Consider the following 20,463-nt stretch of genomic DNA (forward strand, 5'->3'; position numbering starts at 1 on the left):
CGTGAAACCGGCGTGTCAGCAGCGGACTTGTCGTTGCCGCGTCTTCGCGCCCGACCGTAGCGTCCTGCCCGGACCGATCGGTCGCGTCCCCGCGTCGGGGCAGCGTTCGGCCGGATCAGCTCGTTCGCTCGCTCGCACATCCGCAACCCGCTCTCCCGTCCAGAAGGGGTACGACTGTGAGCAGTAACGACCAACCGGGCTTCGGCCGGCGGGGATTCCTCGCCGGCGCGGCCGCGGTGACCGCCGCCACCGTGACGGGTATCGCCGCTGCCGGACCCGCCGCCGCCCAGAGCGCGGCCGGGTCACGCCCGAACATCCTGGTCATCCTCACCGACGACCAGCCCAACGCCACCGAGTGGGCCACCCCGAAAACGCTGGGCTGGCTGGTGGACAACGGGGTGAAGTTCACCCACGGCCACGTGAGCACGCCGCTGTGCGCACCGTCCCGCTCGTCGATCTTCAGCGGCCGGTACGCCCACAACCACGGGGTCCGCGACAACAGCAGCCCGTACAACCTGGACCAGCACACCACCGTGCAGCGGTACCTGCACGACGCGGGCTACCGCACCGGGCTGTTCGGCAAGTACCTCAACGCCTGGCGCTCCGCCGACAACCCGGCCCACTTCGACGACTGGCTGCTCCTCGACCCGGTCGTCTACAACAACGGCACGTACAACGACAACGGCACCGTGCACGGCATCGCCGGCTACAGCACCACGGTGATCAAGAACCGGACGCTGGCCTTCATCGACGCCGCGGCGACCGACCACCGGCCCTGGTTCGCCTTCGTCGCGCCGAAGGCCCCGCACGGCCCGAACACCCCGGACGCCAAGTACGCCAACACCCCCGTCCCGGCGTGGAACGGACGCCCCTCGGTCCCCGAGGCCGACCGCAGCGACAAGCCCGCGTACATCCAGAACGCCACCCACACCCTGGACGACGGGCGCACCATCCGGCAGAACCAGTTGCGCACCCTGCTCTCGGTGGACGACGCGGTGCAGGAGATCCACGACAAGCTCGCCGCGCTCGGCCAGCTGGAGAACACCCTGGTCTTCTACCTCGGCGACAACGGCTACTGCTGGGGCGACCACGGGTGGACGGCCAAGTCGGTGCCGTACCGTCCGTCGATCGAGGTGCCCTTCTACGTCTCCTGGCCGGCGGCGGGGCTCAGCGGCGGCAAGGTCGACAACCGGATCGTGGCGAACATCGACATCGCGCCCACCATCCTCGACGCGGCGGGGATCACGCCCGACACCCCGCAGAACGGTCACTCGCTGCTCGGTTCGAACCGGCGCGACCACCTGCTGGTCGAGTGGTGGCACCGCAACCCGGGCAGCGACCCGCACACCTGGGCCTCCACGGTGAGCGCGTCGCGGCAGTACACCGAGTACTACGCGCTGCACACCGACAGCACCGGCCAGGAGGTGGGCACCGGGGAACTGGTCGCGCGTGAGTACTACGACCTGGTCAACGATCCGTACCAGCTGACCAACCTGCTCTACCAGGCCACCCCGGCGCAGGAGGCCGCGCTCGGCATTCCGGCGCTGGCGGCGCAGCTGGCGGCGGATCGCGCCTCCTGAGCCGGTTTCCTGAGACGGGCTGCTGAGCCGGTCTCCTGACCGGGTGGGTGCCGGGGGTCCGGCCCCGGCACCCGCGGCCCCGCCCGCCGCCCCGAAGGTCACCCCGCCCCACCGCGCACCTCACGCCGCACGTCACCCCGCCCGTCGTCCGGCCCGAGGCGGCCGGCTCCCGCAGGAGGCCACACCCCCATGGACGCCCGGTCCCACGCGTCGTGCTGCGTTCCCGGTCACGGCCCCGCCGACCTCCACCTCGCACCCCCGGCGCCCCCGGTCCGGGCGCCGCGCGGCACGGCGGCCGTACGGGTGGCGCGGGGCCTCCTCCCGCTGCCCGGCGGGCGCTTCCAGATGGGCTCCGACGACCCGGACGGGGTGCCGGCCGACGGCGAGGGGCCGGTCCGCGAGGTCGAGATCGGCGCCTTCGCCGTCTCCCCGACCACCGTCACCAACGCGGAGTTCGCGTCCTTCGTGAAGGAGACGGGCCACGTGACCGACGCCGAACGCTTCGGCTTCTCCTACGTGTTCCAGTCCTTCCTGCCGCAGCAGCTGCGTCCCGTCTCCCCGCCCGTCGCCGGCACCCCCTGGTGGCGGGCGGTGGACGGCGCGAGCTGGCGGGCGCCGTTCGGCCCCGGAACCACCTTCGCCGACCGGCAGAACCACCCCGCGGTCCACGTGTCCTGGCACGACGCCCTGGCCTACTGCGACTGGTCGGGCACCCGGCTGCCCACGGAGGCGGAGTGGGAGTACGCCGCCCGTGGCGGGCTGGCCCGCAAGCGCTACCCCTGGGGCGACGAACTCGCTCCCGGAGGGCGGCGGATGCTGGCGATCTGGCAGGGCGACTTCCCCCTCCCCTCGCCCGGCAGCCGACCGGGCACCGTGCCCGTCACGGCGCACCGGCCCAACGGCTTCGGCCTGTTCAACACGGTGGGCAACGTATGGGAGTGGTGCGCCGACTGGTTCAGCCCGGACTTCCACCGCACCGGACCGCGCCACGACCCGGCCGGCCCGCCCGACGGCACGGCGCGCGTCATGCGCGGCGGCTCCCACCTGTGCCACGCGTCCTACTGCAACCGCTACCGGGTCGGCGCCCGCAGCTCCAACACCCCGGACAGCTCAACCGGCAACATCGGCTTCCGCGTGGCCCGCTGAACCCCGCGCGACCCTGCTCCCCCGCAAACGACTGAGGGGCCTGTGACCAGCGAAAACGCTGGTCCCAGACCCCTCAAGACGCGTGGCGGCACGTGGATTCGAACCACGGTAGGCTAAGCCGACGGATTTACAGTCCGCTCCCATTGGCCACTCGGGCATACCGCCATGGGATGACGCCGAGGACGATCCGCGCGAGGCGGTGGTCCTTGGCGACGACGTAAACGATACCTGATCCGGAGGGGTGGTCCGCCACCGGATTGATCAGGGTGCGGGGCGGGCCGGGTGGCTAGGGTGGCGGGTGGCGCGGTCCGCGGGACCGGGCCGCTGACCGAACCGGTGGACCACCGAGGGCCACCGGAGGAACACAGCCAAGGAGCCCACTGAAGATGGCCGACTCCAGTTTCGACATCGTCTCGAAGGTCGAGCGGCAGGAGGTCGACAACGCCCTCAACCAGGCCGCCAAGGAGATCTCGCAGCGGTACGACTTCAAGAACGTCGGGGCGTCGATCTCGTGGTCGGGCGAGAAGATCCTCATGGAGGCGAACTCCGAGGAGCGTGTGAAGGCGATCCTCGACGTCTTCGAGACCAAGCTCGTCAAGCGGGGCATCTCGCTGAAGGCGCTGGACGCGGATGAGCCGCAGCTGTCCGGCAAGGAGTACAAGATCTTCGCCTCGATCGAGGAGGGCATCTCCCAGGAGAACGCCAAGAAGGTCGCGAAGATCATCCGGGACGAGGGCCCGAAGGGCGTCAAGGCCCAGGTGCAGGGCGACGAGCTGCGCGTCAGCTCCAAGAGCCGGGACGACCTGCAGTCCGTGCAGGCGCTGCTCAAGGGCAAGGACCTGGACTTCGCGCTGCAGTTCGTCAACTACCGGTGACGCGTCCCCGGTGCCGGTAGCGGCCGCCTGCCCCGGCTCGGGGGCGGGCGGCCGCTGTGTCAGGCGGTGAGCTGCTTGACGACGGCGAGCGCGTCGTCGACGTGCGCGCCGATGCTGCCCATGGCGGAGAACGCGTGCCGGATGACGCCGTCCCGGTCGATGACGAACGTGATGCGGCCGGGGACGACGCCGAGCGTGGTGGCGCCGTACTGCTTGCGGACCGTCCGGGCCTTGTCGGAGAGCAGGACGAACGGCAGGTCGTGGCGGCCGGCGAACTTCTCGTGGGACTCGACGCTGTCCGAGCTGACGCCGATGACCTCGGCGCCGGCGTCGGTGAAGCTCTCGTAGCTGTCGCGGAAACTGCACGCCTCGGCGGTGCAGCCGCGCGTGTTGTCCTTCGGGTAGAAGTACAGCACGACGACCTTCTCGGCGAGCTTCGCGCTGAGCGTGACGGGCGTGCCGGACTGGTCGGGGAGCGTGAAGTCCGGTGCCTTGTCGCCGACTTGCAGGGACATCGTCGTCTCCTTGGTGTGAGGTGTCACCTCACACCGTACGGCCCCGGCGCCGCCCCGGTCAGCGCACGCCGAACGGCTCGTCGCTCGGCACGATCTCCTTGCCCAGCGGCATCAGCGACAGCGGGATCAGCTTGAAGTTCGCGATGCCGAACGGGATGCCGATGATCGTGATGCACAGCGCCAGGCCGGTGACGATGTGGCCGAGCGCCAGCCACCAGCCGGCCAGGATCACCCACAGCACGTTCCCCACGAAGGAGCCGGCGCCGGCGTCGCGGCGCTCGACCGCGGTGTAGCCGAACGGCCAGAGCGCGTAGATGCCGATCCTGAAGGCGGCGATGCCGAACGGGATGCCGATGATCGTGATGCACAACAGCAGGCCGGCGAGGAAGTAGCCGAGGCACATCCACAGCCCGCAGAGGATCAGCCAGATGACGTTGAGGATGGTTCTCACCGGGGGGTACCTGCCATTTCTTCGAGCCGCGCGATGCGGTCGGCCATGGGCGGGTGGGTGGAGAACAGCTTCGACGCATCGCCCGGGCGGAACGGGTTGGCGATCATCAGATGACTCGTCGTCTCCAGCCTAGGCTCGGGAGCCAGCGGCCGCTGCTTGGTGCCGGCGTCCAGCTTGTGCAGCGCCGAGGCCAGCGCCAGCGGGTCGCCGGTCAGCCGGGCGCCGGAGGCGTCCGCCTCGTACTCCCGGGAGCGGGAGACGGCGAGCTGGATGAGGGAGGCGGCCAGCGGGCCGAGGATCATCAGCATGAGCACGCCGAGGATGCCGGGGCCCTCGTCGTCGTCCGAGCGGCCGATCGGGATGAACATCGCGAACTGCGCCAGGAAGACGATCGCCGAGGCCAGCGCGCCGGCCACCGAGGAGATGAGGATGTCCCGGTTGTAGACGTGGCTCAGCTCGTGGCCGATCACGCCGCGCAGCTCGCGCTCGTCCAGTATCTGCATGATGCCCTCGGTGCAGCACACCGCGGCGTTGCGCGGGTTGCGTCCGGTGGCGAAGGCGTTCGGCGCCTCGGTGGGCGATATGAAGAGCCTCGGCATCGGCTGGCGCGCGCTGGTGGAGAGCTCCCGCACGATCCGGTAGAGCGCGGGGGCCTCGAACTCGCTGACCGGCCGGGCCCGCATCGCCCGCAGCGCCAGCTTGTCGCTGTTCCAGTACGCGTACGCGTTGGTGCCCAGCGCGATGAAGAGCGCCACGATGAGCCCGACCCGGCCGAACAGGCTGCCGATGAGCAGGATGATGGCAGACAGAACGCCGAGCAGTACGGCGGTCTTCAACCCGTTGTGCCGGCTGTGCACGGCGCCCTCCAAATTCTGTGGCCGGGGGGACCTCCCCCTTCAGGAGAACCTCCTACCCACGCCAACGCCACCTGAGCGCCACTGGTTCCCGTGCGCGTACGCAGCGCGACCAAAGCGCCTGCTCACAGCAGTGCGCCCTGGGCGTAGCGCAACACGATCTGCGGCGCCCCGGAGAGCACCAGCCCGGCCGCGGCGGTGAGCGCGATGGCCGCGCCGAGCGCGAACGGCGTGCCCGCCACGGCCGCGGAGGCGGCCGCACCGGCCCCGGGGGCCGCGGAGGCCGCTGCGGCCGGGCTCTGCGCCGGGATCGCGGGCGCCCCCTGCCCCGGACGGGTGAAGAGCAGCGCGGTCCACCGCAGGTAGTACGCGAGGGCGATCACCACGTTGACCGCCATGATCACCGCGAGCCAGCCGTGCTGCGCGCCGACCGCGGAGGAGAAGACCACGACCTTGGCGAAGAGGCCGACGACGCCCGGCGGCAGCCCGGCCAGGCACAGCAGGAAGAAGGCCAGGGCGAGCGCGCTGAGCGGCCGGGCCGCGTACAGGCCCCGGTAGTCGTCGAGCCGCCCCGCGGGCGCGCCGCGGGTCACCAGGGCCGCGACCGCGAAGGCGCCGAGGTTCACCACGCCGTACATCAGCGCGTACGCCACGGTCGCGCCGATCTCGTGCGCCGGGCTCCGCGCCGAGGCGGCCGCGGCCATCGGGACCAGCAGGTAGCCGGCCTGGCCGATCGAGGACCAGGCGAGCAGCCGGACCGCGCCGCGCTCGGCGTCGGGGCGCTGCCGCAGCGCGCCCACGTTGCCGACGGTCATGGTGAGCGCGGCCAGCACGCCCAGCGCGGGCCCCCACACGTCGTGGTACGGGCGGAAGGCGATCACCGTGACCAGGATCAGCCCGGAGAACCCGGCGGCCTTGCCCACCACCGACAGGTACGCGGCGACCGGCAGCGGGGCGCCCACGTAGGTGTCGGGCACCCAGAAGTGGAAGGGCGCCGCGGCCAGCTTGAAGGCGAAGCCGACCAGCGTCAGGGCGGCGCCGACCTTGGCGAGGTGGTCGAGCTGCCCCGGGGTGTGCGCGAGGGCCGTCGCGACCTCGGAGAGGTTGACCGTGCCGGTGGCGGCGTAGACGAAGCTGATGCCGAGCAGCGAGACCGCGGTGGCGGTGACCGAGGACAGGAAGAACTTCAGCGCCGCCTCGCTGGCCAGCCGGTCGCCGCGGCGCAGCCCCACCAGCGCGAAGGCGGGCAGCGTCGTGACCTCCAGCGCCACGATCAGCGTGATCAGGTCGCGGGAGGCGGGCAGCAGCGCACCGCCCGCGGCCGAGGAGAGCAGCAGGAACCAGTACTCGCCGCTGGGCGGCTCACCGGTGCCGTCGGTGGTCCCGGTTGCCAGCGAGAGCAGGGCGGTCAGCAGCGCCCCGCCCAGCACCAGCACCTGGATGACGAGGGTGAAGTGGTCGGCGGCGTAGGAGCAGGATGCACCGGGGGTCTGACAGAAGGTGCCGCGGTGCCCGTCGCGCAGCGGGATCAGGGTCAGCCCCGCGGCGAGCAGGCCGGCCGCGGTCACCCAGCCGAGCAGCGCCTTGCGGGCCGGCGGCAGGAAGAGGTCGGCGACCAGCACGGCCACCGCGAGCGCCGCCGGCACCACCACCGGGGTCAGCGCCGTCCAGTCGACGGACTGCACGAGGGACGGCATCAGTTGCCTCCGAGCAGGGAGCGGACGGCCGGGTCGGTCAGGCCGAGCAGGACGGCGGGCCACAGTCCGGCCAGCACGGTGAGGGCGGCCAGCGGCGTCCAGGCGGCGAACTCGTAGCCGCGCACGTCGGCCAGGACCGGCTGGGCGTGCGCGGTGTCGCGGTCGCCCATGCAGATCCTGCGGACCACGGTCAGCAGGTACGCGGCGGTGAGCAGGGTGCCGAAGGCGGCGACGGCGGTGAACGTCAGGTAGGCGGGCCTGCTGAGACCGCCGCCGGGCCGGAACGCGCCGAACATCGCGAGCATCTCGCCCCAGAACCCGGCCAGGCCCGGCAGGCCGAGCGAGGCGACGGCGGCGAAGGCGAGCAGGCCGCCGAGGCGCGGCACGCGGCCGTACAGCGCGGCGCCGGTGCGGCCGGCGAGCTGGTCGAGGTCGCTGGAGCCGTAGCGGTCCTTGACGGCGCCGACGAGGAAGAACAGCAGGCCGGTGATCAGGCCGTGGGCGATGTTCGCGAAGAGCGCGCCGTTGACGCCGGCCGGGCTGAGCGAGGCGATGCCGAGCAGCACGAAGCCCATGTGGCCGACGGAGGAGTACGCGATCAGGCGCTTGAGGTCGCCGCCGTTGCCCTGCCGGGCGAGCGCGAGGCAGGCCAGCGACCCGTAGACGATGCCGACGACGGCGAACGCGGCGAGGTAGGGGGCGAAGGTGTGCATGCCCTCGGGGGCCATCGGCAGCAGGATCCGCACCAGGCCGTAGGTGCCCATCTTCAGCAGCACGCCGGCGAGCAGCACCGAGCCCACGGTCGGCGCGGCGGTGTGGGCGTCCGGCAGCCAGCTGTGCAGCGGCCACATCGGGGCCTTCACGGCGAGGCCGAGGCCGACGGCGAGGACCGCGATCAGTTGCGTGGAGTGACTGAGCGATGACCCGTTGTCAGTGGCGAGTGCCACCATGTCGAACGTGCCCGCTTTCACGCCGATGAGCAGCAGGCCCAGCAGCATGACCACGGACCCGAGGACGGTGTAGAGGATGAAGCGCAGGGCCGACCGCTCGCGGTCGCCTCCGCCCCAGCGGGCGATCAGGAAGTACATCGGGATGAGCACGGTCTCGAAGGCGAGGAAGAACAGGATCAGGTCGAGCACCGCGAAGGTGGCGAGGGTGCCCGACTCCAGCAGCAGCACCAGCGCGACGAACGCCTTCGGAGACGGGCCGCCGGTACGGGCGGTGGGCGCGCCGGCGTCCGCACCGGAGGCGGCCTGGCCGGAGGCGGCCGGCGGGCGGAAGTAGGAGTAGAGCGCGCACAGGAAGGTCAGCAGCGCGGTCAGGACCAGAAGGGGGAGCGAGATGCCGTCGATGCCGAGGTGGAGGTGGACCCGCAGCGCGGGGATCCAGGTGAGGTCCGTGGTGGCCTGCATCCGCGCCGGGTGGCCGTGGTCGAAACCGGCCGCGAGCACGAGGGACAGCACGAGCACCGCGCCGGTGACGGTGACGCCGTGCCGCAGGACTGCCTGGCCGGGGTCACGGCCGCGCAGTCCGGGCGGTGCGGGCAGCAGCGCGGCGACGGCGCCGAGCAGCGGCAGCACCAGGATCGCCGCGAGGAGGTACTGGAGTGCGGTGTCGTTCACGGGTGGTCACGCTCCGACGGCGACGAGGACGGCGAGGACGACGGCACCGGCCAGCAGCGCGCTGAGGTACGTCTGGACGTTTCCGGTCTGCGCCCGGCGGACCGCGGCGCCCAGCAGCCGGGGGGTGCCGCCCGCACCGCGGACGTATGTCTCCACCACGTCGCGGTCCAGGAAGCGGACCAGGTTCGCGGCGGCCAGCACCGGGCGGACGAAGAGCAGGGCGTACAGGGCGTCGAGGTGGAAGCCGCGGGCGGCGTGCCGGTGCAGGGGGCCGAGCAGCAGCCGGCCGGGGTCGCCCGGGTCGTCGGAGGCCGCGATGTCGCCGTAGATCTCCTCGTGGGCGTCGATCGCCTCCGCCTCGACGAGTTCGGGCTCGGCGTCCGCGTCGGCGGCCTCGGCGACGACCGCGCCGATCGGGTGGTCGTGGCGGAGCTGGGCGGTGGCCGACCAGGCGCCGTAGGCCACGACCACGCCGACCACGGCCAGGCCGGCGCCGAGGACGGAGGTGATGAGCGTCGGGCCGAGCGGGCTGTGGTCGAACCAGTCGGGAAGCTCGCGGTAGGTGAGGCCGCCGAAGGCGATCGTCGGCACGGCCAGCACCCACAGCACGCCGGTCATCAGGAAGGGCTGCCTGCCGTGGTCGGGCGCTTCCGGGCCGCTGCCGCGGAAGGCCAGCAGGAAGAGCCTGGTGGCGTAGCCCGCGGTGAGCACCGCGGTCGCCAGGCCGGCCACGAGCACCGTCCAGCCGACCGCCGACGGCACCAGCGGGGTGTCGCCGGAGGAGGCGTGCTCGGCGGCGCGCAGCACCGACTCCTTGGAGAAGAAGCCGGACAGCGGCGGCAGCGCAGCCAGGGCGGCCAGCGCGATGCCCATCGTCCACATCGCGTCCGGGACCCGCTTGGACAGCGCGCCCATCCGGGACATGGCGGTGAGCGAGTTGGTGCCGGAGGCGTGGATGACGGCGCCCGCGCCGAGGAAGAGCAGGGCCTTGAACGCACCGTGCGACAGGAGGTGGAAGACGGCGGCGTCGCGGTCGCCGACCGCCAGCGCCCCGGCCATGTAGCCGAGCTGGCCGATCGTCGAGTAGGCGAGCACCCGTTTGATGTCGTCCTGGGCGAGGGCGGCGAGCGCGGAGCCGACCATCGTGACGGCGGCCATCGCGGCGAGCACCGCGAGGGCGGCGGCGGACGCGGTGAACACCGGCAGCAGCCTGGCCACCAGGTAGATGCCGGCGGCCACCATGGTCGCCGCGTGGATCAGCGCGGACACCGGGGTCGGTCCTGCCATCGCGTCGGGCAGCCAGGTGTGCAGCGGGAACTGCGCGGACTTGCCGGCGACTCCGGCGAGCAGCAGCAGCGCGATCACCGTCGGGTGCGCCAGCTCGTGGTGGGTGGCGGCGGTGAGGATGCCGTTGATCCGGAAGGTGCCGGCGTCCGAGGCGAGCGCGAACACGCCGATCAGGAAGGGGACGTCGCCGAGCTTGGTGACCAGGAACGCCTTGAGGGAGGCCGACCGGGCGGTCTCGGTCTCCCAGTAGTGCCCGACCAGGAAGTACGAGCAGATGCCCATCACCTCCCAGCCGACGAGCAGCACCATCAGGTCGCCGGTGTAGACGACCAGCAGCATCGCGGCGGTGAACAGGGAGACCAGGGCGGCGTAGGAGGGATAGCGCGGGTCGTCCCGCAGGTAGGCGACGGAGTAGACCTGCACGCAGGTGGCGACCAGGCCGACCAGCACCGCGGTCAGCACCGAGAAGCCGTCCAGGTGCAGCGCCAGGTCGATCGGGACGGTGCCGGTGGCGGCCAGCCGGTGCGCGGCGTCGGTGGGCGCGCCGGTGCCCTGGCGGGCGGCGACCACGATGGCGAGCGCGAAGGACAGCGCGGTCGGCAGCAGGGCGATCGGCCGGACGAAGCCGGGTGCGCGCCGGCCGACCAGCAGCCCGGCGGCCGCGCCGAGGAAGGGCAGGACGGGGACGAGCACGGCAAGGGCGGTCAGGGTCACGCGGTGGCCTCGGCCTTCTCGTCGTCGCCCGCCGGCGCGGGCGCCGCGTCGTGGTCGGGGTGCGGGCGCCCGTCCCGGTCGGCGAGGCCGGTGAGGCGGTCGATGTCGGCGCTGCCGCGGTTGCGGAAGACCAGCAGCACGATCGCCAGGCCGAGCCCGATCTCGGCGGCGGCGATGGTGATGGTGAACAGGGTGAGCGCCTGGCCGGAGTGCAGGGAGTCGCGCAGCCACACGTCGAAGGCGACCAGGTTGAGGTTGACGGCGTTGAGCATCAGCTCGACGGACATCAGGACGAGGATCGCGTTGCGGCGGGCGAGCACCCCGTAGACGCCGACGCAGAACAGGAGGATCGCGAGGACGGCGGGATAGGCCAGGTGCATCAGTTCTCCTTGCCGCCGGTACGGGGCGCCGACGCGGCCGCGGCCTGGTCGGCGACGGGGTCGCGGCGGGAGAGCACGATCGCGCCGACCAGCGCGGCCAGCAGCAGCACGGAGAGCGCCTCGAAGGGCAGCACCCAGTGCCGGAAGAGGCTCGCGCCGGTGGCCCGGGAGGAGCCCTGGACGGTGCCGTGCAGGTTGATCCAGCTGGACCGGAAGGCGTCGGCGACCACCCACACCAGGGTGACCGCGGCCGCGGCGGCCACCGCGAAGGCCACCCAGCGGTTCTCCGAGTCGGCGTCAGGGGACCGGCCGATGGGCGCCTTGGTGAGCATCAGCCCGAAGAGCAGGAGGACGACCACAGAACCGACGTAGATCAGCACCTGCACCCAGGCGATGAACTCCGCGGTGAGCAGCAGGTACTCGATGGCCAGGCCGCCGAGCGCGACGACCAGCCACAGCGCGGCGTGCACGAGCTGCCGGGTGGTGACGGTGAGCAGCGCGGCGCCGAGGGTGGCGAGGCCGACGAGGACGAAGGTGATCTCGACGCCGGTCGGGGACAGGAAGCCGGGGTGGTGGGCGGCGGCGGAGACGTTCACGCGTCACCCTCCCCGGAGCCGGCGTCCGGCCCGGACGCGTCCGGTTCCGCGGGGGCCGGTTCCGCGGGGGCCGGTTCCGTGGGGGCCGGTTCCTGGGCGGCGCGGGCGGCGGCGGCCTTCTCCGCCGACTTGCGCGCGGCCGCGATCTCCTTGGGCTCCTCCGCGGCGGGGTCGAGCGGCGGCGGCGGGGGCACGGTCCACATCCAGTCGCGCAGCTTGTCGCGCTCGTGGGTGAGGTCCAGGATGTCCGTCTCCGCGTACTCGAACTCCGGGGACCAGAAGAGCGCGTCGAAGGGGCACACCTCGATGCAGATGCCGCAGTACATGCACAGGGCGAAGTCGATGGCGAAGCGGTCCAGCACGTTGCGGCTGCGCTCCCGCCCGCCGGGGGCGGCCGCCGGCACCGTCTCCTTGTGGGAGTCGATGTAGATGCACCAGTCGGGGCACTCGCGTGCGCACAGCATGCAGACCGTGCAGTTCTCCTCGAACAGCGCGATGACGCCGCGGCTGCGCGGCGGCAGTTCGGGCTGCGCGTCGGGGTACTGCGCGGTGACGGACCGCTTGGTCATCGTCCGCAGGGTGACGGCCAGGCCCTTGGCCAGACCGGATCCGGGGATACCCATGGGTCAGGAGGTCACCACCTTCACGACGCCGGTGAGGGCGATCTGGGCCAGGGCGAGCGGGATCAGCACGGTCCAGGCGAGTTTCTGCAGCTGGTCCTCGCGCAGCCGCGGGTAGCTGACCCGCAGCCAGATCACCACGAACGCGAGGAGGCCGGTCTTCAGCAGCGTCCACAGCCAGCCGACGCTGCCCGACCAGGGGCCGTGCCAGCCGCCGAGGAACAGCACGGTCGTCAGCCCGCACAGCACCACGATGCCCGCGTACTCGGCGAGCAGGAAGAGCGCGAAGCGCAGGCCGGTGTACTCGGTGTACGCGCCGAAGATGATCTCGGAGTCGGCGACCGGCATGTCGAACGGCGGCCGCTGCAGCTCGGCGAGGCCCGCGGTGAAGAACACCAGGCCGCCCATCAGCTGCCAGAGCGTCCACCACCAGTGGTACGACTCGACGATGCCGGGCAGCGACAGCGTGCCCGCGGCCATCGCGACGGAGGCGCCGGCGAGCAGCATCGGCAGCTCGTACGCCATCAGCTGCGCGGCCGTGCGCAGGCCGCCGAGCAGCGAGAACTTGTTCGCCGAGGCCCAGCCGGCCATCAGCGAGCCGAGCACGCCGACGCCCATCACGGCCAGGACGAAGAAGAGGCCGGCGTCGACGGCCTGGCCGACGAAGCCGTGCGGCCCGACCGGGATGACGATCAGCACGACGAGGTACGGCAGCAGGGCGACGGCGGGCGCCAGTTGGAAGATCCTGCGGTCGGCCTCGGCCGGGACCACGTCCTCCTTCTGGGCGAACTTCACCCCGTCCGCGACGAGTTGGGCCCAACCGTGGAAACCGCCCGCGTACATCGGGCCGAGCCGGCCCTGCATGTGCGCCATGACCTTGTGCTCGGTCTGGCCGACCAGCAGCGGGAGGGTCAGGAACACGACGAGCACGGCGACCAGCCGCAGGACGACGTCCAGCGTGTCGTTCACGTCGCGCCTCCGGCGGGGGGTTCGTCAGCATTCTCAGGCCCGTCGCCGGGCTCCGGCGCGGCGTCGGCCTTCGGCTCGGGCTCGGCGTCCTTCTTCGGCGCCGCGTCGGCCTTCGGCTCGGGCTCGGCGTCCGGCTTCGGCGCGTTGTCAGCCTTCGGCGCCGCGTCGGCCTTCGGCTCGGGCTCGGCGTCCGGCTTCGGCGCGTTGTCAGCCTTCGGCGCCGCGTCGGCCTTCGGCTCGGGCTCGGCGTCCGGCTCCGGCGCGGCGTCGGCCTTCGGCGCCGCATCTGCCTTCGGCTCGGGCTCGGCGTCCTTCTTCGGCGCCGCGTCGGCCTTCGGCTCGGGGGGCGGCTGCTCCCACGGGGCGTCCGGGACACGTTCGCGCGGCGGGGCCGCCGGGGCCTGCGGGGCCGCGGAGGACCCGGGCTCCGCCGGTGCGAAAGGCTCCGCACCGGCCTGGCTCGCGGAGCCGCCCGAGGCGCTGCGCATCCGCCGCGGCGGCCGCTCGCCGGCCGCGCCGGCACGGCCCGCGGGGCCCGCGCCCGCACGGGGGGTGCGCGCCGGGGCCGGCGGGAGCTGGCCCTTGAGCGGACCCCACTCGTTGGGGTCGGGCACCCCGGGCGGCAGCATCTGGCGCCGCTTGGGGCCGCCGTCGTGCGACTCGCCCGGCTCCTTCGCGCCGGGCCACGCCTTGGCCACCCGGGCGGCCAGCACGAAGTCCTTGCGCAGCGGGTGCCCCTCGAACTCCTCGGGCAGCAGCAGCTTCGCCAGCCCGGGGTGCCCGGGGAACCCGACGCCGAACATCTCGTGGGTCTCCCGCTCGTGCCAGCCGGCCCCCGCGTACACCCCGGTCGCGGTCGGCAGCGCGGCGTCCTCGTACGGCACGGTGGTGCGCACCAGGAGGCGCCGCACGCCGTGGCCCGCCGACCCGGCGGCCGGCTCGCCCAGCGCGACGAGGTGCGCGCAGACGCGGAATCCCTCGCCCGGCTCGTCGACGGCGCTCAGCCAGTCGAAGAAGGTGCAGCCCAGCTCGTCGCGCGCGGTGGTCAGCGCGGCGATCCAGGACGCGGCGGGCACGTCGACGGTGAGCAGGTCGTACGCCTGTGCGGCGCTCGCGCCCTCGCCGAAGACCTCCGCGGCCGCCTCGGGCAGCGCGTCGAAGCCGCTCATCGCTCCCCCGGTGTCGCGGGCGGCGCGACCAGCCCGCTGGTCAGCGCCGCGGTGGAGGGCCGCCCTGCGGCGGCGTCCGACCCGTACCGCTCGCCCAGCGACTCGCGCGCGATCTTCTCCTGGAGCTTGAGGATGCCCTGCAGCAGCGCCTCGGGCCGGGGCGGGCAGCCGGGCACGTAGACGTCGACGGGGATGATCTGGTCGACGCCCTTGGTGACGGAGTACGAGTCCCAGTACGGGCCGCCGCAGTTGGAGCACGCCCCGAAGGAGATGACGTACTTCGGCTCGGGCATCTGCTCGTACAGCCGCTTGACGGCCGGGGCCATCTTGTCGGTGACCGTGCCGGAGACGATCATCAGGTCGGCCTGGCGCGGGCCGGGCGCGAAGGGGATCACGCCGAGCCGGATGAAGTCGTGCTTGGCCATCGACGCCGCGATGAACTCGATCGCGCAGCAGGCCAGGCCGAAGTTGAAGACCCACAGGCTGTAGCGGCGGCCCCAGTTCAGGACCACCTTCATCGGCTCCGGCGCCAGCCGGGCCAGCGGCCCGAGCCGCTGCGGTTCGAGCCGCTGCGCTCCGGGCATCTGCGGCTCGGGCAGCGACACCGGCCGGGGGGCGGCCGCGCCGCCCTTCGCCTCGCTCATGTCCATTCGAGTACGCCCTTCTTCCAGGCATACAGCAGCCCGACCGCGAGGAAGCCGATGAAGACGAACATCTCCACCAGCGTGGTGCCGCCGAACCCGGGCGCCGCGAACACGGTGGCCCACGGGAACAGGAAGATCGAGTCGACCGCGAAGATCACGTAGAGGTACGCGTACACGTAGTAGCGGATCTGGGTGTGCGCCCAGCCCTCGCCGACCGGGTCGACCCCGCACTCGTACGTGAGCATCTTCTCCTGGGTCGGCACGACGGGCCGCAGCAGCCGGCCGCCCGCGAACGCGACCGCCACGAAGAGCACACCGACGACCGCGACCAGGCCGACGACCGAGTAGCCGTGGAAGTAGTCCACGTCCGTCCGCCCCTCGTTCACTCGTAGACCGGTGGTGTCCAGCGATCCGTGTGGATCTTTAGACGATTTATACGGAGGGAGTCTAGGCCCTGGCCAAACCCGCGCTCACAGCCGTACCTGGGGATAACCCCACCACGGGCGGAGCGCGCTCCCCATGGCGCGGCCCGCCCCGGGCCCGGCACGCTTGCCCCATGAACACCTCGTCCGCCCCCGGCCGCCTCCCCCCGCCCGGCCCGGCAGCCGCCGGGTCCCCGCCCCCGTCGAACGATCCGCTGCCGCCGCCGCGCTTCGCGTACGACCCGGTGACCTGGCGTGAGGTCGGATACCTGCTGCTCAACCTGCCGATGGCGATCGTCGGGTTCGTGTACGTGGTGACCATGCTGGCGGTCGGCCTGAGCCTGTCGGTGACCGTCATCGGGCTGCCGCTGCTCGCCTTCGGGCTGGCCGGCAGCCGCGGCCTCGGCCGGCTGGAGCGCAACCGGGCCCGGCAGCTGCTGGGCGTGCACGTGGACGAGCCGCGGCCGCTGCGGCCGAGCACGCTGGGCTTCCTGCCGTGGCTGTGGGCGGCGCTGAAGGACCCGGTGGGCTGGCGGCACGCGCTGTACTTCGCGGCCCGCTTCCCGTGGGGCATCCTCACCTTCGTCGTCACGCTGAACGCGCTGATCGTCGCCTGGCCGGTGCTGCCGTTCCTGGCCCGGGGCATGACGACGGTGGACCGGGTGATGGTGCGCGGGCTGCTCCAGCCCTCCGACGAGCTGGAGCAGCGGATCGCCGAGCTGGAGTCCGACCGGGGCGTGGTCGTCGACACCGCGGCGGCGGACCTGCGGCGGATCGAGCGCGACCTGCACGACGGCGCGCAGGCCCGGCTGGTCGCCCTGGCGATGGACCTCGGCCTGGCCAGGGAGAAGCTGCTGGAGGACCCGGCGGCCGCGGCGAGGATGGTCGGCGAGGCCCACGGCGAGGTGAAGATCGCGCTCCAGGAGCTGCGCGACCTCGCCCGCGGCATCCACCCGGCGATCCTCACCGACCGCGGCCTGGACGCCGCGATGTCCTCCCTGGCGTCACGCTGCACGGTGCCGGTGGCGGTCACCGTCGACCTGCGGGCGCGGCCCGCCGAGGCGATCGAGGGCATCGCCTACTTCACCGTCTCCGAGCTGCTCCAGAACGTCTCCAAGCACAGCCGTGCGCGCGGCGCCTCCGTCGACGTGTGGCGGGCCGCCGACCGGCTGATGATCCAGGTGCGCGACGACGGCCGGGGCGGCGCGGACGCGTCCTCCGGCTCGGGCATGGCGGGGCTGGCCGAACGGCTCGACTCGGTGGACGGCCTGTTCGTGGTCAGCTCCCCGGTCGGCGGGCCGACCGTGGTGACCGCCGAACTCCCCTGGCGTGACCGGGACTTCCGCCGGCCCGCGGCGGCACGCGGCTGACCCGCCGGCACCCCGCGCGAGCTGGGGTGGGGCTACCCCCACCCCCAAGAGGCCGATCCGCACCATGGGTGCGCGGGCCGCCGCCGCGCACCCTTGACGTAGGACGAGCGGCCCGGGGACGGGCAGCCCAGAAAGGACGGTCCCCGCCATGGCATACGGCTTCCCGCCGCAGGAGCGCGAACGCGCGCACGTCCTCCCGCCGGCGCTGCGCGCGCCGTTCGAAGCGCGCACCTGGCGGGAGTTCGGGTACCTGCTGCTCAACCTGCCGATGGGCATCGTCGGCTTCGTCTGGACGGTGACCATGCTCTCGGTGGGCGCCGGGCTGCTGATCACCTTCGTCGGGTTGCCGCTGCTGGTGCTGGCGCTGGGCGGGTGCCGCGCGATCGGCTACGTCGAGCGCTCCCGCGCCCGAGCGCTGCTGTGGCTCGACGTCGAGGAGCCGGGTCCCACCCCCGTCAAGGGCCGCGGCCTGCTGGCCCGCCTCGGCGCGCAGCTCGGCAGCGGGGTGAACTGGCGGCACGCGCTCTACTGCCTGGTCCACTTCCCGTGGGGCGTCTTCAGCTTCTCGGTCGCGATCAGCTTCTTCTGCTACGGCTGGGGCCTGCTCACCTATCCGCTGTGGCGGTGGATCTTCCCGGTCTCCTTCGGCCAGCAGGGCCTGCAGATCTACGGCAGCGACGACGGCCACCACGGCTGGTGGCTGCACACCCCGGCCGACATGGCGCTGAGCGTGCTCGTCGGCGGCACGCTGGTGCTGGCCGGGCCGTGGGTGACGCGGGGCATGGCGCACGTCGACCGGTACCTGGTCGGCGGGCTGCTCGGCCCGTCCCGGCTGGCCACCCGGGTCACCGAGCTGGAGTCCGACCGGGGCGTGGTCGTCGACACCGCGGCGGCGGACCTGCGGCGGATCGAGCGCGACCTGCACGACGGCGCGCAGGCCCGGCTGGTCGCCCTGGCGATGGACCTCGGCCTGGCCAAGGAGAAGCTGCTGGAGGACCCGGCCGCGGGCGCGGCGATGGTCGAGGAGGCGCACGGCGAGGTGAAGATCGCGCTCCAGGAGCTGCGGGACCTCGCCCGCGGCATCCACCCGGCGATCCTCACCGACCGCGGCCTGGACGCCGCGATGTCCTCCCTGGCGTCCCGCTGCACGGTGCCGGTGGCGGTCACCGTCGACCTGCCGGGGCGGCCGGTCCCGGCGATCGAGGGCATCGCCTACTTCACCGTCTCCGAGCTGCTCCAGAACGTCTCCAAGCACAGTGGCGCCTCGCGCGCGACCGTCGACGTGTGGCAGGTCGCGGACCGGCTGATGGTGCACGTCGGGGACAACGGGCGCGGTGGGGCTTCGCTGGGGGCCGGGTCCGGTCTGGCGGGCCTCGCCGGGCGGCTCGCCTCCGTCGACGGTGTCCTCGCCGTCGACTCGCCCCCGGGCGGGCCCACCCGCATCTCGGCCGAGCTCCCCTGGCGGGTCTAGCCCCGCGCACCCCCCGCCGGGCCCTCCGGGCCGCTGACGACGTACAGCCCCCGTCGTGGCACGCCGCGCAGTCCCCCGCGCCCCCGAGAACGGGCCGGCGCCCCCGCCGGGGCCGCCCACGGCGGGGCGGGCCCGCGGGGCGCGGGTCAGCGTCCGGCGCGGAAGGTGGTGACGGAGAGGAGGGTTTTGCCGATGTTCGCGCCGGACTGGAGGGTCGCGTGGGCGAGGGGGGCGTGGGCGAGGGGGAGCTCGGAGGTGATGTCGAGGCGGATCGCGCCGGAGGCGAGGAGCGAGAGCGCGGCGAGGGCGTGGGCGCGGAGCCGGGCGGGGGCGCGGCGGCCGAGGTCGGCGATGTCGTAGCCGGTCACGGCGCGGTTGTTCCTCCACAGCGGCCGCACCGGCAGGCTCAGGTCGGGGTGCCGGGCGGCCTCCCCGTAGACCACGACCCGCCCGAAGGGCGCGAGCACGCCGAGGCTGGCGAGCCGGGTGGGCCCGCCGATCGGGTCGAGGACCAGGTCGAGGTCGGAGAGGTGTTCGGCGAACCCGTCGCGGGTGTGGACCGCGTCGTAGCCGAAACGTTTCGCGTAGTCCGCCTTGGCGGGCGACCCGACCGTGCCGTGGACCACGGCGGCGCCCAGCGCGCGGGCTATCTGCGCGGCCGCGGAGCCGACCCCGCCGGCCGCCGCGTGGATGAGCACCGAGTCGCCGGCGGCCAGCCGCCCCGCTCCGGCGAGCAGCCCGTACGCGGCGCTGAGCGTCAGCCCCGCACCGCCGCCGTCGCGCAGCGAGATGCCGTCGAGGGGGAAGGCGAAGTCGGCGCGGGCGACCGCGTACTCGGCGTAGCCGCCGCCGTCGGGGAGGTAGGCGGCGACCGGGTCGCCGACGGTGAGGCCGGTGACGCCCGGCCCGACGACGGCGATCTCGCCGGAGACCTCCAGGCCGGGCACGGTGATGCCGTCCGGCGCGCCGAAGTCGCCGAGCCGGTGCTCCACCTCGCCGTGGTTGACGCCGGCGTACGCCACCCGGATCAGCACCTCGCCGGGGCCGGCGGACGGGACCGGCACCTCCACGGGGCGCAGCACTTCAGGACCACCGATGACGTCGAAACCGACCGCGCGCACGCGCTCTCCTCTCCCTGGGACGACCCGTACCGCGGCCTTCCCCTTGTTGCCGGGCGCAACCTTGCCCACCGCAAACCGTATTCCCCATTCCCCGGTGGTTGCTGGGATGCTGGGACAGCCGGCCGGACGGGCCGGCGGCGAGACGGGGGCTGGAGACGGTGGAGGACAGGGTGCGGGTGGTCATCGCCGAGGACTCGGTGCTGCTGCGGGAGGGCCTGACCCGCCTGCTGACCGACCGGGGCCATGACGTGGTGGCCGGCGTCGGCGACGCGGAGGGCCTGCTCAAGGCGGTGCGCGAGCTGGCGGACCAGGGCGCGCCGCCCGACGTGGTGGTGGCGGACGTGCGGATGCCGCCCACGCACACCGACGAGGGCGTGCGCGCCGCGGTGCGGCTGCGCAAGGACCACCCCGGCATCGGCGTGCTGGTGCTGTCGCAGTACGTGGAGGAGCAGTACGCCACCGAGCTGCTCGCGGGCAGCAGCCGGGGCGTGGGCTATCTGCTGAAGGACCGCGTCGCCGAGGTCCGCGAGTTCGTGGACGCGGTGGTGCGGGTCGCCCGGGGCGGCACCGCGCTCGACCCGGAGGTCGTCGCGCAGCTGCTCGGCCGCAGCCGCAAGCAGGACGTGCTGGCCGGGCTGACCCCGCGGGAGCGGGAGGTGCTGGGGCTGATGGCCGAGGGCCGGACGAACTCGGCGGTCGCCAAGCAGCTCGTGGTGAGCGACGGCGCGGTCGAGAAGCACGTGAGCAACATCTTCCTCAAGCTGGGGCTCGCGCCGAGCGACGGCGACCACCGGCGGGTGCTCGCGGTGCTCACGTATCTGAACTCCTAGCGCGACCGGCGGCGGCCCGGCGGGCCCGCGGGTTACTTCCAGCTTGCCGACCGGTGGAGGCCCCACATCGGTCGCGCCGCTGGATGGCCCAGGGGTACCCGGGAATCCGGCGCTTCCACATTGCGGGACG

General features: G+C 73.1%; 20 protein-coding genes and 1 tRNA gene. 6 read left to right on the plus strand and 15 right to left on the minus strand.

What is annotated here, in order from left to right; genetic code table 11:
* Nucleotides 1-176 precede the first annotated feature (176 nt).
* Nucleotides 177-1,580: a sulfatase family protein gene (locus tag V2S66_RS07920; RefSeq protein WP_330793795.1), complete on the plus strand. Its 1,404-nt coding sequence runs from the start codon at nt 177-179 to the stop codon at nt 1,578-1,580.
* A 189-nt stretch (nt 1,581-1,769) separates the two neighbouring features.
* Entirely contained in the window at nt 1,770-2,726 is a 957-nt protein-coding gene (locus V2S66_RS07925; RefSeq protein WP_330793796.1) for a formylglycine-generating enzyme family protein, read from the plus strand.
* 83 nt (nt 2,727-2,809) lie between these two features.
* Here V2S66_RS07925 and V2S66_RS07930 read toward each other — a convergent pair.
* Nucleotides 2,810-2,891, minus strand: a tRNA-Tyr gene (locus V2S66_RS07930).
* A 221-nt stretch (nt 2,892-3,112) separates the two neighbouring features.
* Between V2S66_RS07930 and V2S66_RS07935 the strand changes: the two genes are divergently transcribed.
* Nucleotides 3,113-3,601, plus strand: coding sequence for a YajQ family cyclic di-GMP-binding protein (locus tag V2S66_RS07935; RefSeq protein WP_330793797.1), 489 nt, complete (start codon nt 3,113-3,115; stop codon nt 3,599-3,601).
* Between the two features lie 59 nt (nt 3,602-3,660).
* Here the strand turns inward: V2S66_RS07935 and V2S66_RS07940 are convergent, their stop codons facing one another.
* From V2S66_RS07940 to V2S66_RS08000, 13 genes are all read right to left on the minus strand, one after another.
* Complete coding sequence (locus tag V2S66_RS07940; protein WP_330793798.1) at nt 3,661-4,116, minus strand: peroxiredoxin; 456 nt, start codon at nt 4,114-4,116, stop codon at nt 3,661-3,663.
* 58 nt (nt 4,117-4,174) lie between these two features.
* Nucleotides 4,175-4,567: a YccF domain-containing protein gene (locus tag V2S66_RS07945; protein WP_330793799.1), complete on the minus strand. Its 393-nt coding sequence runs from the start codon at nt 4,565-4,567 to the stop codon at nt 4,175-4,177.
* The gene (gene htpX, locus V2S66_RS07950) at nt 4,564-5,424 is read right to left on the minus strand and encodes a zinc metalloprotease HtpX (RefSeq protein WP_330793800.1); all 861 of its coding nucleotides are present in this window, start codon (nt 5,422-5,424) and stop codon (nt 4,564-4,566) included. The genes V2S66_RS07945 and htpX overlap by 4 nt, the downstream gene beginning before the upstream one ends.
* A gap of 122 nt (nt 5,425-5,546) precedes the next feature.
* The gene (locus V2S66_RS07955) at nt 5,547-7,118 is read right to left on the minus strand and encodes an NADH-quinone oxidoreductase subunit N (protein ID WP_330793801.1); all 1,572 of its coding nucleotides are present in this window, start codon (nt 7,116-7,118) and stop codon (nt 5,547-5,549) included.
* Entirely contained in the window at nt 7,118-8,740 is a 1,623-nt protein-coding gene (locus tag V2S66_RS07960; protein ID WP_330793802.1) for a complex I subunit 4 family protein, read from the minus strand. Before V2S66_RS07960 ends, V2S66_RS07955 begins: the two co-directional genes overlap by 1 nt.
* A gap of 6 nt (nt 8,741-8,746) precedes the next feature.
* Nucleotides 8,747-10,741: an NADH-quinone oxidoreductase subunit 5 family protein gene (locus tag V2S66_RS07965; protein ID WP_330793803.1), complete on the minus strand. Its 1,995-nt coding sequence runs from the start codon at nt 10,739-10,741 to the stop codon at nt 8,747-8,749.
* Entirely contained in the window at nt 10,738-11,121 is a 384-nt protein-coding gene (gene nuoK / locus V2S66_RS07970; protein ID WP_330793804.1) for an NADH-quinone oxidoreductase subunit NuoK, read from the minus strand. The genes V2S66_RS07965 and nuoK overlap by 4 nt, the downstream gene beginning before the upstream one ends.
* Complete coding sequence (locus V2S66_RS07975; RefSeq protein WP_330793806.1) at nt 11,121-11,717, minus strand: NADH-quinone oxidoreductase subunit J family protein; 597 nt, start codon at nt 11,715-11,717, stop codon at nt 11,121-11,123. The genes nuoK and V2S66_RS07975 overlap by 1 nt, the downstream gene beginning before the upstream one ends.
* Nucleotides 11,714-12,340, minus strand: coding sequence for a NuoI/complex I 23 kDa subunit family protein (locus tag V2S66_RS07980; RefSeq protein ID WP_330793808.1), 627 nt, complete (start codon nt 12,338-12,340; stop codon nt 11,714-11,716). Before V2S66_RS07980 ends, V2S66_RS07975 begins: the two co-directional genes overlap by 4 nt.
* A 3-nt stretch (nt 12,341-12,343) precedes the next feature.
* Nucleotides 12,344-13,306, minus strand: a complete 963-nt coding sequence (locus V2S66_RS07985) for a complex I subunit 1/NuoH family protein (RefSeq protein WP_330793809.1) — start codon at nt 13,304-13,306, stop codon at nt 12,344-12,346.
* Nucleotides 13,303-14,475: an NADH-quinone oxidoreductase subunit C gene (locus V2S66_RS07990; protein WP_330793810.1), complete on the minus strand. Its 1,173-nt coding sequence runs from the start codon at nt 14,473-14,475 to the stop codon at nt 13,303-13,305. The genes V2S66_RS07985 and V2S66_RS07990 overlap by 4 nt, the downstream gene beginning before the upstream one ends.
* The gene (locus tag V2S66_RS07995; RefSeq protein WP_413966329.1) at nt 14,472-15,059 is read right to left on the minus strand and encodes an NADH-quinone oxidoreductase subunit B; all 588 of its coding nucleotides are present in this window, start codon (nt 15,057-15,059) and stop codon (nt 14,472-14,474) included. The genes V2S66_RS07990 and V2S66_RS07995 overlap by 4 nt, the downstream gene beginning before the upstream one ends.
* Nucleotides 15,060-15,115: 56 nt before the next feature.
* A complete protein-coding gene (locus V2S66_RS08000; RefSeq protein ID WP_330793813.1) occupies nt 15,116-15,505 on the minus strand; it encodes an NADH-quinone oxidoreductase subunit A in 390 nt (129 codons plus the stop codon).
* Nucleotides 15,506-15,675: 170 nt separating this feature from the next.
* On the opposite strand from V2S66_RS08000, the gene V2S66_RS08005 reads away from it, so the two are divergent.
* Together V2S66_RS08005 and V2S66_RS08010 are read left to right on the plus strand one after the other, a co-directional pair.
* A complete protein-coding gene (locus V2S66_RS08005) occupies nt 15,676-16,911 on the plus strand; it encodes a sensor histidine kinase (protein ID WP_330793814.1) in 1,236 nt (411 codons plus the stop codon).
* Between the two features lie 148 nt (nt 16,912-17,059).
* Nucleotides 17,060-18,382, plus strand: a complete 1,323-nt coding sequence (locus V2S66_RS08010) for a sensor histidine kinase (RefSeq protein ID WP_330793815.1) — start codon at nt 17,060-17,062, stop codon at nt 18,380-18,382.
* A 146-nt stretch (nt 18,383-18,528) separates the two neighbouring features.
* On the opposite strand, the gene V2S66_RS08015 is transcribed toward V2S66_RS08010, so the two are convergent.
* Nucleotides 18,529-19,503 carry a quinone oxidoreductase family protein gene (locus tag V2S66_RS08015; protein WP_330793816.1) on the minus strand — a complete coding sequence of 325 codons (975 nt, stop codon included), beginning with the start codon at nt 19,501-19,503 and terminating at the stop codon, nt 18,529-18,531.
* Between the two features lie 170 nt (nt 19,504-19,673).
* On the opposite strand from V2S66_RS08015, the gene V2S66_RS08020 reads away from it, so the two are divergent.
* Nucleotides 19,674-20,333, plus strand: coding sequence for a response regulator transcription factor (locus V2S66_RS08020; RefSeq protein WP_330793916.1), 660 nt, complete (start codon nt 19,674-19,676; stop codon nt 20,331-20,333).
* The last annotated feature ends 130 nt before the right edge of the window (nt 20,334-20,463 follow it).

The sequence above is a fragment of the Actinacidiphila polyblastidii genome (assembly GCF_036353415.1).
Classification (GTDB): domain Bacteria; phylum Actinomycetota; class Actinomycetes; order Streptomycetales; family Streptomycetaceae; genus Actinacidiphila; species Actinacidiphila polyblastidii.